9 protein-coding genes are annotated in these 12,207 nt (G+C 46.8%); 4 read left to right on the top strand and 5 right to left on the bottom strand.

What is annotated here, in order from left to right:
- The first annotated feature begins 44 nt into the window (after window positions 1–44).
- Window positions 45–4,778, top strand: coding sequence for a tail fiber domain-containing protein (locus VF412_RS04555; protein ID WP_331338027.1), 4,734 nt, complete (start codon window positions 45–47; stop codon window positions 4,776–4,778).
- Here VF412_RS04555 and VF412_RS04550 read toward each other — a convergent pair.
- The gene (locus VF412_RS04550) at window positions 4,775–5,455 is read right to left on the bottom strand and encodes an LrgB family protein (RefSeq protein ID WP_331338026.1); all 681 of its coding nucleotides are present in this window, start codon (window positions 5,453–5,455) and stop codon (window positions 4,775–4,777) included. The two genes, VF412_RS04555 and VF412_RS04550, sit on opposite strands and share 4 nt — an antisense overlap.
- Window positions 5,448–5,807 carry a CidA/LrgA family protein gene (locus tag VF412_RS04545; RefSeq protein WP_331338025.1) on the bottom strand — a complete coding sequence of 120 codons (360 nt, stop codon included), beginning with the start codon at window positions 5,805–5,807 and terminating at the stop codon, window positions 5,448–5,450. Before VF412_RS04545 ends, VF412_RS04550 begins: the two co-directional genes overlap by 8 nt.
- Before the next feature lie 148 nt (window positions 5,808–5,955).
- Between VF412_RS04545 and VF412_RS04540 the strand changes: the two genes are divergently transcribed.
- Window positions 5,956–7,308 (top strand): D-alanyl-D-alanine carboxypeptidase, encoded by a 1,353-nt coding sequence (locus VF412_RS04540; protein ID WP_331338024.1) that lies wholly within the window; start codon window positions 5,956–5,958, stop codon window positions 7,306–7,308.
- A gap of 10 nt (window positions 7,309–7,318) precedes the next feature.
- Window positions 7,319–7,987 (top strand): ankyrin repeat domain-containing protein, encoded by a 669-nt coding sequence (locus VF412_RS04535; RefSeq protein WP_331338023.1) that lies wholly within the window; start codon window positions 7,319–7,321, stop codon window positions 7,985–7,987.
- A 125-nt stretch (window positions 7,988–8,112) separates the two neighbouring features.
- On the opposite strand, the gene VF412_RS04530 is transcribed toward VF412_RS04535, so the two are convergent.
- Together VF412_RS04530 and VF412_RS04525 are read right to left on the bottom strand one after the other, a co-directional pair.
- Window positions 8,113–9,771, bottom strand: coding sequence for a DEAD/DEAH box helicase (locus tag VF412_RS04530; protein ID WP_331338022.1), 1,659 nt, complete (start codon window positions 9,769–9,771; stop codon window positions 8,113–8,115).
- A gap of 31 nt (window positions 9,772–9,802) precedes the next feature.
- Window positions 9,803–10,633, bottom strand: coding sequence for an alpha/beta hydrolase (locus VF412_RS04525; protein WP_331338021.1), 831 nt, complete (start codon window positions 10,631–10,633; stop codon window positions 9,803–9,805).
- Window positions 10,634–10,710: 77 nt separating this feature from the next.
- On the opposite strand from VF412_RS04525, the gene VF412_RS04520 reads away from it, so the two are divergent.
- Window positions 10,711–11,910 (top strand): poly(A) polymerase, encoded by a 1,200-nt coding sequence (locus VF412_RS04520; protein WP_331338020.1) that lies wholly within the window; start codon window positions 10,711–10,713, stop codon window positions 11,908–11,910.
- A 65-nt stretch (window positions 11,911–11,975) separates the two neighbouring features.
- Here the strand turns inward: VF412_RS04520 and VF412_RS04515 are convergent.
- Window positions 11,976–12,207, bottom strand: a 232-nt coding sequence (locus VF412_RS04515) for a chemotaxis protein CheB (protein WP_331338019.1), incomplete at its 5' end; no start/stop codon positions are given.

The following is a 12,207-nucleotide window of genomic DNA, read 5'->3' as shown; positions in this document are numbered from 1 at the left end:
TCGGAACTTTAGAAGTACGAATAAAATGCCGTTAAGAAACCATCATGTTGTTTTCGGAGCGTGCTTGTAACTTATGGTCTTTGTTAGTTTTCTTCCTGCTGACTTTGGGGAGCGTCGTTACGTTTGCCTCCCCCACTCAACTAACTTATCAAGGTCGTATTCTAAGAACAGACGGTACTCCGCTCGAGTACGCCAATGTCTCATTTATTTTTCAAATCACAGATCCCGCTGGCAGTTGCATTATCTATCAAGAGCAAGTGACTGGCTATAGCATGGTCAATTCCGGTGGGGTTTTCGATGTGCCTATTGGTAATGGTACCGTGCAATTTCCTTTGAGTGGTCCTTCCACTGTTTTGGATGCTTTCAATAACTTATCTTCATTCAATTGCGGAGTATGCTCTTCTTCAGGCGGCACTTATTCCTGCTCTGTCGGCTCAAGCACCTATACTGGATCTTCCGGCGACGGTCGTAAGTTGCGGGTTTCTTTTTATGATGGCTCCGGCTGGAAAACAATTTCGCCAGACTCGGTGATTCGTTCTGTTCCATTCGCGGGTTATTCTTTGTCAGCAGAAAAATTGGGAACAAACTCTGCCAATGACTTCCTTTTGAAAGCAGGTATTCCGACGTGTTCTTCAGGAACCTTTCTCGCGTGGGACGGAAGCGCCTTAAGTTGTGCTGGTGTTGCGGGCTCTTCTGGAGGTACCGTTACAAACCTCACATCGGGAAATTCGTACATCACAATCACAAATCCCGCATCAACCCCGCAAATAACATTGCAAGTGGGCACTGGAGCTAACACCGTTGCGGCCGGCAATGACAGTCGAATTGTGAATGCCATTCAATCGGGTGGAGCCGCGGGAGGAGATCTCAGCGGAACTTATCCAAACCCTACCATAGCAAAAATCAACGGCATCGCTTTGTCGATCGCCTCGCTGACTTCGGGCAATTATTTAAAATATAACGGAACGAATTGGATCAATGCGGGTCTTTCCTCGGCAGATCTTTCGGATGCCTCAAGTCTGATTAAAGCAAGTCAAATGCCAGCAAATTGCACGGCAAATCAGACTCTCACATTTTCGAGTCCTACAGGAACATGGACATGTTCTTCGATCACTATTACGGGCTCTGCCTTTGGATCGCAGAATCAAAATCTAGTTTTAGCTTCGCCAGATGGTTCAAGCGGCACACCGACATTCCGTGCACTGTCTGCATCTGATTTGCCTGCAGGAACTTTGTCTGGAGCAGGTACTGCTGGCTATCTTCCTTATTATAGTGCAACTACAACGTTTGCGAACTCACCGCTTTATACGACCGGTGGAAACGTCGGTATCAACACCACAGCGCCGGCTGCGAAATTTCACACAGTCGATGAAGGCCTTGGCATTTGGTACAATGACAACTACTCTTCAGCAGCTGGAAGTAACCCAGCTATGATTGGTCGTAAAGCCAGCGGCACTGCCGCAAGTCCAACTGCGGTACAAAGCGGTCAAGTTCTTATGTTTGTGGGTGGTCGTGGCTATGATGGCTCTGCATTTTCAACGACATCTAAAGCATCAATCACCATGGCTGCGAATGAAAATTGGAGCAGCACAAGTCAAGGCTCACGCATTACATTTACGACGACAGCAAATGGCTCTACTACTTCCGCAGAGCGAATGAGAATCGATAATAACGGTTATTTGGGTCTGGGAACCTCGACTCCATCCAGCTTACTTGAAGTGCGCGGAAACCTGACACTTTCAAGTCCAAGTATTGGCTCTGCTTTTTATTTCAAACCGGAAGATCAAGGCGGTACTTATACAAATACTGCTGATCAAAGACAGTTTCTTTTGGGAACAACAGGCATCGGCACTGATTTCGGCTATAAGTTCTCGTGGCGAAATGCTGACGGATCTGTTCGTCAGGACGCTCTGACCTTCGTTAAGGACGGTAGCATCGTTGCCGGAGCTAATTTGGCAATCGGAACGACTGCTCCGGTCACTAAATTCCAAATTTCCAGTGCGACACCAGCTACCGCTAATTATCCCCTGGCGGCCATAGGTAACGCTCCATTTGATGGAACGACAACTGGGTTCTTCACCGGAAATGCGAATGGAACTGTCATCGGTATCAACAACTCGAGTGCATACACTGGTGACTTCCTAAACTTCCAAATCGCGGGTGTGCCAAAATTCAAAGTCGATAATGCGGGCAACATCACCACGGCCGGCAATACAACATCATCTGGAAATACAACTTCGACAGGCAACTACTCGACTTCGGGAAATATCGCGACCACAGGTACTGGAACCGTGACAAGCGCGGGTCAATTGACTGCGAACTCTGGAGCGGCTTCGACATCTTCGTCTACTGGAGCTTTAGTTGTAAATGGTGGCGCCGGCATTAGCGGAGCTGTGAATGTCGACGGAGCCATCACTTCTGGAGGACTTGTCTCTGCCACCGGCTATCACGCTTCTATGGGAGTACCGAATAACGCTGACAGCAGTACAAATGGTTTTGCGTTCAATCCAGATGGCGACACTGGTATTTTCAATCCAGGCTCTGGTTCTGCCAGCGGTACTCTTGCTTTCTACAGTAACAATACGGAAAGAATGCGCATCGCAGGAAATAACGTCGCAATTGGCACGACGTCTCCTGCGGCTTCATCTCGTTTGCATATCTCTGATACAGGAAGCTCATGGGGCTCACCGAAACTCTTAATTCAAAACACGGCGGCTTCGGATCAAATCCCTTTGGGATTCAAAAATGCTGCGGCGACAGTTCCCTATGATTGGGAGTTTGGCGGACTAAATGCAACCGGAGCTTTGCAGTTCCAGGACGTGCAAAACTCTGTCGCCAAAATGATTCTTTACCCAGGGACAACGGGCGCCATTTCTTTACAGCCAAATGGTACAGGCAATGTCGGTATCGGAACGACAAGCCCTAGCGCAGGTCTTGATGTTTATAGTACATTGACAGGAACCTCAGGCAGCCAAATAGGTTCACGCTCACAAGCCTCTGCGAATCCTTCGGCGGCAACAACTGCAAGCTACTGGGGAGGATGGAATGTGGCCATCAACTCTTCCGCAAATACGGCATACAATATCACTGGAACTTTACGTGGCATTGAGGCACAAGCTTCCAATCAAAGTTCGACAACTGTTGCTAATGCTTGGGGCGCCAATGGTGACGTCTTCAATACAGGTTCAGGCATTATCACCAATGCTGTCGGTGTTTACTCATACGTCACTAATAGCGGAACAGGGTCGATCACCAACGGTTACGGTCTTTATACAGGAAATATTCAAGCCACTAACAAATGGTCCGTCTATGCGAGTGACTCAACAGCCCCTAGCTATTTCGCCGGCAATGTTGGAATCGGTACAAATTCCCCAGTTTATCAATTTGACATGCAAGGAGCTGTCAGCAGTTTTTCGCAATTAAGATCTGTGGCAAATGCCAATGGACCCGATATCTACTTAAGCAAAGATCGTGGTTCGGTAGGAAGTCCAGCTGCTGTTCAAAGCGGCGATACTTTAGGTAACATCAGCTTCCGCGGATATGATGGCTCAGCTTATACGCGAGGCGCTTTAATTCAAGGCACTGTAACAGCGACGCCCGGCGCGAATCAAATGACAGCCGACTTGAGGTTCTTAACAAACAATGGCGCCAGCGACGCCACGGAAAGAATGCGCATCACCTCTCTTGGCTACTTGGGTCTTGGATCAACGAGTCCATCCGCAAACCTTCACGTTGTGAGCACAAATGGTGGCGGCACGGCAGCTGCCATTTTAGAGAATGATGGTACTGTATCAGTTCCGGCTCAATTAAGTGTTCGCGGCCATACAAACACAAATCAGCAACTACTTATTGGTTATAATACGACAAGTGACTACGGCTCAATTCAAGCGATTAAGCAATCGGTTAGCAATATGCCGTTAGCATTGAATCCATCCGGAGGATATGTTGGTATCGGTACAACAGCTCCCGATACAAAGCTAACTTTGGCGACGGCTCCTTATGCTACTGCAACTGACGGTTTGAAATTTAAAAGTAATGACAACTCTGTTCACGCGATCATTCAGCCTCTGAAAATTGCAAATGGCTATATGAATTTATGGGTGGCGGCCAATTCCTATATCGATACTGCAGGTGTTCCGCAAAGATTCGATACGAGCACAGCTTCATCCGGCATCAACATTCGATCTACAGAGGGCGCGATTGGCTTCTGGACAGGAAATTCATCGAGTGCTCCAACCACACGAATGTGGGTCGATCCGAGTGGTAACGTCGGAATCGGAACACAATCACCGTCCTACACGCTAGATGTCAATGGCAGTGCCCGTGCCACGGGAAGTGTCGCGGCCTGGTCGGATATCCGTGCAAAGAAAAATATTGAAACTATTCCAGATGCTTTAAATAAAATTCTTCAAGTCAGAGGCGTCACTTTCGATTGGAGAACTGACGAATTCCCAGATAAGAAATTTAAAACCACCCGCGATATGGGTGTTATCGCTCAAGAAATCGAAAAGGTTTTCCCCGAAACAGTACAAACAGCTCCAGATGGATATAAATCTGTGGCTTACCCAGAACTAATTGCTCCGTTGATCAATGCGGTAAAAGAGCTTTATGCAAAATGGTCTAGCGATAGCCAAGTCGTTCACAGGGAGATTGCTTCACTTAAAGAAGAAAACACGCAGATCAAAAAAGAAAATGCTGATATCAAGGCCGAGAACGCGGCGATCAAATCATATCTTTGTCAGAAAGATGCTTCTGCGCCGTTCTGCAAAAAGCACTAAGGAATAAGCGATAACAATAACGGCACCAGGATCGCAGTGCTGAGACCATTTAATGCCATGGCAAGACCAGCAAAAGCACCTGCGATAGCCGAAACTTGAAACGCTCTCGCCGTCCCAAATCCGTGAGAAGATAACCCTAAGGCAAATCCGCGCACAGCTGGGTCCTTCACACGAATCATATTCAAGATCGATGTTGCGAAAGCCGCACCAAACAATCCCGTAATCATGACAAACACTGTTGATAGGGATGCGATTCCGCCAATTTTTTCTGAAACTCCCATGGCAATCGGAGTCGTCACTGATTTTGGTGCTAACGATAACAAGATATTATGCGGAAGTTTAAAGTAAGCGCCAATCAAAACCGCGCTGAAAATTCCTATCACAGAGCCCACAAGCAAAGAGATGCACAAGGGCACTATTAATTTCTTCAAACGCGACAACTGTGCATAGAGTGGTAACGCCAATGACACTGTTGCTGGTCCTAACATAAAGTGAATGGGTTTTGCTCCTTGGAAATAGTCTGCATAGGGGATATGAAAAACTAGAAGAATGGCCGAGATCACGACAATGGACAGAACAGCGGGGCTTAGCAAAGGATGATCATTTAATTTAGTGCTCAACTTACGTGCTGCCAGGTAAGCTCCCAAAGTCAGGAAGAGCGAGAAAAGCTCAATCATGGGTTTCTCCTTTTCCTGTTATTTTCAAAAGCCAGTTAAAAAGTAAAGCTGTGGTCACAATGGTGACAGTGGTGCTTAATATAATAGTCAGCACCATGCCCCAGCCGTACTTTCCAAAAAGATCAAAGTACTCGATCATGCCCACGCCTGCGGGCACATAAAATAGCGACAGATGGCGGGTGATGAAATTCGTTAGATTTTCAACGTAGCCCCTCATTGGCCTCCATATAAGAAGTGCAATCAGGAAGAAAACCATGCCCAAAACAGGTCCCGGAATGAACAGATTCAGGAGTCGAACGACCCCTTCCCCAAGTACTTGAAAAGAAAGAAGGATAAATAGAGCCAGAAGCATAAGGACAATCTAACGCCATCGTGTCTCAAATTGAACCGCAATTTTTGGCACTGTTCATTAATGATACAGCTGTAACTGAAAGAAACGGAGCTAGAGCTGGTATAGAACTTGGAAATTGCAGCTCGAGTTTAAAGATAGGAGCCCGTTGATGATCTCACGTAAGCTGATAAATGCTGCCTCCCTCTCGTTGGGTATTAGCCTTATGGCCTCTGCCGCTATGGCAAAGGTTGAACTGAATGCTATGTGTTTCATGAACCAGAAGGACACTGTAGCCCATGCGTTTAATCCCACGAAAGCTGAGATCGCCGATGACTCTGTATTGAAAAAGAACAACGTCACAACGTCAGATAAAGATATAGATACGAAGTTTCGTATTGCCTCATTATCGAAACTTCTGACCACAGACTGGGCGATGAACAAACTGGGGCCCGAATACAGATTCAAAACCAAGATTTATGTAACACCGGGTTCTAAAACTGGAAGTTGCAACCTTCACATCGAAGGTGACATGGATCCTTACATGGGTCGCGAGATGTTATCTCGCATCTTCACTCAGCTTAAACCGAAATTGCAGGCGCAAAGCTGCAAATATGTAGAGACATTCTCATACGACGAACATTTCCCAGTTTATCTTGATGTTATGAAACATCAGACAGCGCACGATGTGGGTTGGGAAGATCCAGCTCGTTATTTCAATAGCAATAAAACGAAGAGCGACTTAACGGCGTTCTTGAAAATCAAGTCGGGCCTTAGCGGCAATTTCAACAATATCGGCATGGTGACGAAAGAACATTATGATGAATATTTGAAAGGCATTCCGTATAAGGCGTACTCTGTGAAGTCGCGTCCTCTTTATATGATCGTAAAGGATATGAATAAGTATTCTTATAACTATCCACCCAATGTGATCTTCGAAAAATTGGGCGGAGCTGCGAACTACAAACTGTTCGTTCAGCAAAAAATGAAATTGAATAGTGAAGACGTTGAAATGTACAACGGCTCTGGCTACCCGGCGATGATCGATGGCGAGAAGAAGTACAACCTCGTATCTTGTTCTTCTATTGTGACGATCTTGAAAGATCTTGATAAAACATTGCAAAACTACAAGGGCAGCCGTCCTTTCCAAATGGCCGATGTTATGGCAGTTGGTGGACCGGGCGAGACATATTCAACATTCAAAGGTTTGTACGCTGGTGGTACTTACAACAATACGCTTGTAGCGAAAACGGGCTCCGCAGATAAAGCGATCACTTTCGGCGGTATGCTTTCAACAACTGACGGAGATCTCTTCTTCGCAGTGTTAACAAGCCCTGATAACTACGGTGGTGCTGATAGTACCAATGCGCGTGTTTTAATTCGCTCTATGGTACAGACATTGGCGGAACGAAACAAATTGAAGAAATTCGATTACAAGCAACTCGGTGATATGAAAGCGACAGACGAAGGTTCTAACATGGTTGATGAACCAAGCAGCACGAAATCATCTTCAAGTTTGAAATAGGAGAACCGTTATGAATTCAAAACTCGCTGTTGTATTAAGCCTGTCCATGGCTCTTGCTTCTCAGGTTGCTTGTGCAAGCAATTCTGTTCCAAAAGAAGTAGCTGCAACGACGACATCAAGTCCCACCTTGCTGAGCGCATCGGCAGAGGGAAATTTGAAGTCTTTGAATTCCTTGTTAAAGTCGAAAGTCGACGTGAATGCAAAAGATGGAAAGGGTTATACAGCTTTGATGGTTGCCGCTTCAAACGGCCATCGCGATGCTGTGAAGCTTCTTCTGGATAATAAAGCCGACGTAAATATTAAAAATGATGATGGTCAAACCGCTTTGTATATGGCGTTGATTGCCGAACAAAGTGATGTGGCATTGGATTTGATCAACCATGGTGCGAACATCGATGACGTTACTGGCGATAATGAATCGGCTCTTTTGATTGCAACAACCGCAAACCAAAATGCTGTGATGTCAGTGCTCATCAAAAAGAAATCCGCCTTGGTCAACAAAGCGAGCAACTCTGGAACAACTCCTTTGATGGAAGCTGCTCGATTCGGTACAGCCAAAACAGTAACTATGCTTTTGAAAGCTGGTGCAGATAAAAAAGCGAAAAACCAAAGTGGCAAGACTCCGCTGGATATTGCCATCAAGGCACAGAATGACGACGCTGCGAAACTCTTAAAATAGCTGGCTTACACTCCCACCTCACACCGGAGTACGAAGTCTGCTTCCTATTTTTAAACTCTCTTCTCTCAAAATAAAAAAGGAGCCCACAAGCTCCTTTTTTATTTTCTGCATTTCGCAAGATTGACCTAAGTGAACAGCTTTTTGAAGAAGCCAGCGATCTTCTGACCGACCGATTTCGGTGCAGGAGTCGGCGCGCGTTTCGCGTGCTGGAAACCACCCGGCTTGCGGCCTTCTTGTTTTTTGGCTTGGTAGCCGCCTTGATCTCGGCGTTGATTTTGATCACGCTTTTGGTGTGGCTTACCCTCGTGACGTTTGCCCTCTGGACGTGGTCCACGTTCTGGGCGATTGCCTTGAGCTTGTGGTCCTGGTCCACCAGCTTGAGCAGCTTTGTGCTCAGGACGTGGGCCTCTGTTGTCACGACGTTCACCACGGTTCTCGCGGTTGCCACCTTCACGACGAGGACCTCTGCCTCCGCCTTCGCGTCGTGGACCACGTTCGCCACCTTGGCGAGGACCACGGTCCCCGCGCTCGCCACGATCCAATGATTTTGAATAATGACCATCAAAGTGAGATGGGAATGGCTTAAACTCTTGAAGTAACTGGTCGTTTTCAAGATAGCCTACTTCGACTTTGTGTTTTAAATAATCCTCAATACGTGACAAAGAGTCGATATCCTTATCACCTACCAACGAGAACGCTTGCCCTGTTGTTCCCGCACGGCCTGTACGACCGATACGGTGAACGTAAGATTCGCTATCCATTGGAAGTTCGTAGTTGATCACAAGATCAACGCCCTTGATATCCAAACCACGAGCGGCCACGTCAGTTGCAACTAAGATGTTCAAATTATTCTCGGCCTTGAACTGCTCGATCACACGGTTGCGTTGAGCTTGAGTCAAAAGGCTTGAGATCGCCATCGCAGGAATGCCGTTATCAACCAAGAACTTCGCGATCTTCTCAACATTCAATTTGAAGTTTGTGAAGATGATCGCTTGTTTTGGATTGTGCACCTTTAATAAGGAAAGCAAGTGCTGTGGCTTTTCATCGCTGCCCACGTGGAAGATTTGGTCTTTCACGTTTTCTGCTTTAGCTTGGTCGCGGCTGATGTTGATTTCAACAGGTTCGGAACCAAATTGGTAAATTGTATTCAAAACATCGAAGTTCAAAGTTGCAGAGAACACAAGCAAGTGACGTTCACGAGGAACCCGTTGCAAGATGTACTTCATGTCGTCTTTGAATCCCATGTCGAACATGCGATCTGCCTCATCGAACACGATGGCGCGAACTTGTTTAAGATCGACCAAGTGCTCTTTGTACAAATCAATCAAGCGACCTGGAGTCGCCACGATGAATTCAACGCCGTTCTTCAGCGCTTCTTTTTGCTTATCGTAACCAGTGCCGCCGTAAATAGCGAAACCGCGCAAACCTGAATCAGCGCTAAGCTTCGAGATGTTATCTTGCACCTGCTCGGCCAATTCGCGAGTCGGTACTAAGATCAAAATGAAGTTTTGCGGTTTCCAGTCTTTGAAGGCACGTTTTTCGACAAGGGCTTTTGTTTCTTCACTGGGCTCGCCTTGTAGCGGGCGAGAGCGCAAGATACGCTCCATCATTGGGATAACAAATGCCGCTGTTTTTCCTGTACCTGTTTGTGCGAGACCGGCAACATCTTTGCCGTCAAGGACGTGTGGAATGGCCTGCTCTTGAATTGGTGTGCAATCTTCAAAACCCAATTTTTGGATTGCGGAGGCCAAACTCGGTTCTAAATTTAACTCTGCGAATTTCAACTTTTTCTACTCCGGTATATAAGATTCGAAATTACTTTTCAGGGAGCGGAAAGTCACCAACAAAGCTCTTCAGGGCCTCTACAAAGGCCTGAGGTTGATCTGAGTGGACCCAATGTCCCGCCTTCGCAATTTCGACGCCCTTAATCATTGGATTGCTAGCCAGCATGGCCTTGTAGGTTTCAGGGCTCAGTTCTTTCGAATTTTCCCCGCGAATCAAGAGGGATGGCATTTTCAGGCTTTCCAGCTCTTGCCAACGATCACGATCTCGACCGGCTTTGACTGACTCAATGATACCATTTTTTGAGAAGCGCCAATCAACGGTCCCGTCCGGTTTTTCATCCATATTGCTATAAAAAAATTTAGACATCACGTCGACATTTTCGCGGGTCTTTGCGATTTTCACAAAGTCCTCGGCAAAAAACTGACGGGCCTCATCTCGATTCGCAAACGGAGTCGGGGCCAAATTCAATAAATAATCGTAATATTCAGAAGCATTGGGGCTGGCTTCGGGTCCGATGTCCTCGATCACAAGCTTCTCGACATACTCGGGATACTTGGCGGCAAAGACCAAAACATTTCGCCCCCCCATGGAGTGGCCCACCAAAATGAATTTCTTCCAGCCAAGTTCGTCCACGATCTTCTTCAAATCATCCGCGTAATCTTCTGGAGAATAGCCCGTCGCAGGTTTAAAGGAGCGCCCATGTCCGCGCTGATCGTAGGCAAAGCATCTTTCCGTTTGTTCTAGACCAGAAATGATTCGGCGCCAGTTTTGGCCAAAACCCATAAGCCCGTGAATAAAGATCCATTTTCGGCCCTCTTCTGGACCATAGAAGTGGTAATTGAAATTGTCGATATATGCCATGATTTCCACATCCTGCGCCCCCGTTTCAGGTATTTCAAGTTTGAATTTTAACGCGAACGAGAGTAGATTCACCCACGATGAGTTCTCTACAAAAACCGCAGCTTCACGAAGACTGGATTGACTCCTACGCCCTTCGAATCGTTAAAAACCTCCAAGAGTCTGGTTTCGAAACCTACCTAGTGGGCGGTTGCGTGCGTGATCTTCTTGTGGGAATTCACCCTAAGGACTTCGATATCGCGACAAGTGCGTTACCGAACCAAGTCCGCAAAAAAGTTCCAAACGCCTATGTCATCGGTCGTCGATTTAAACTTGTCCTGGTAAAACGCGGGGACCTGCAATTCGAAGTGGCTACATTCCGCCGCAACATCACAGCCGAAGAAGCTTCTGCAAAAGCGGAAGGCTCTGCGGATGACGATGGAGTCGAAGGCGATAATTATTTCGGAACTTGCGAAGAGGATGCTCAACGCCGTGATTTCACAGCGAACGCGATCTTCTACGATCCAGTAAACCACAAGCTCATCGACTACATGGGCGGCATTCAAGACATCAACAATCGCATTCTTCGCATGATCGGCGATCCAAAAGATCGTTTCATCGAAGATCCCATTCGTATTCTCCGTGCGATCCGTTTGTCCCACAAGTTGCACTTCTCGATCGAAACGAGCATGCGTGCAGCAATCGCTGAATGCAGTGGCGAACTTAAAAAATCCGTTCTGCCTCGCCGCCGTGAAGAGTGGTTGAAGTTCTTGCGCTTGAAAGAACCGCACCTGGCCTTCATGGAGCTTTTCGATTTGCACATCTTGGAACAAATTCTTCCGGGCCTTCATTCTGTTTTCATGGACCCGACAAAAATGGAAATCTTCGAGATGCACCTTGCACGCATCAACCACGCGGGGATCGACAAGCAAGATCCTGTCGAACTTTTCGCAGGCTTTATGTTTGCCTTTATGAAAGCACAGTATGGCGAGGGCGCATGGTCAAACGCAGAAGTTTACGATGATCCAAAGCTTGCTTACTTCATGCGCGAGGAAATGGGCATCTTCAAACAAGAGGCCATGATGATTTTGAAAGCCATGCACTTAATGCCAGGTCTTCGTAAAATCGACCTTTATTCTCGCAAAGGCGAGCGTCGTCAAATGGCCTTCGTAACAAACGAAGCCTTCGGATTAGCTTTAAAACTTTCTTTGATAGATTATTCTTTGTCAGCCAGCGAGATTCACTACTGGCTGCAACAGATCGAAAAGTACAGCGGCAGTCATCCCGCTCCTGTACATTAATCAAAACCTTCAGCGCTAAAAACGAAAAACCGGAGGATGACCTGACAAGGGCACCCTCCATTTATTTAGGCGGCATTTCTGACTGATACTTGTTTTAGCAAGTCGCCGGCAATTTTATCCAAAGGAAGAATTTTATCCGCGGCTCCTAATGCAACGGCTGCTGCTGGCATTCCGTAAACCACACAAGTCTCTTCGTTTTGCGCGACCGTGTAGGCACCAGCATTCTTCATCTCTAACAAACCTCCAGCACCGTCTTTGCCCATACCGGTCAAAACAACACCCAAGGCATTCTTACCA

It is taken from the genome of Bdellovibrio sp., assembly GCF_036384735.1.
Taxonomy (GTDB): domain Bacteria; phylum Bdellovibrionota; class Bdellovibrionia; order Bdellovibrionales; family Bdellovibrionaceae; genus Bdellovibrio.
This window is presented reverse-complemented; position numbering and strand designations above follow the sequence as displayed.

Bases quoted from the DNA above. Each gene is read 5' to 3' on its own strand.
- VF412_RS04555 (WP_331338027.1), top strand. From the start codon at position 45: ATGTTGTTTTCGGAGCGTGCTTGTAACTTATGGTCTTTGTTAGTTTTC.
- VF412_RS04550 (WP_331338026.1), bottom strand. From the start codon at position 5,455: ATGATTGAGCTTTTCTCGCTCTTCCTGACTTTGGGAGCTTACCTGGCA.
- VF412_RS04545 (WP_331338025.1), bottom strand. From the start codon at position 5,807: ATGCTTCTGGCTCTATTTATCCTTCTTTCTTTTCAAGTACTTGGGGAA.
- VF412_RS04540 (WP_331338024.1), top strand. From the start codon at position 5,956: ATGATCTCACGTAAGCTGATAAATGCTGCCTCCCTCTCGTTGGGTATT.
- VF412_RS04535 (WP_331338023.1), top strand. From the start codon at position 7,319: ATGAATTCAAAACTCGCTGTTGTATTAAGCCTGTCCATGGCTCTTGCT.
- VF412_RS04525 (WP_331338021.1), bottom strand. From the start codon at position 10,633: ATGGCATATATCGACAATTTCAATTACCACTTCTATGGTCCAGAAGAG.
- VF412_RS04520 (WP_331338020.1), top strand. From the start codon at position 10,711: ATGAGTTCTCTACAAAAACCGCAGCTTCACGAAGACTGGATTGACTCC.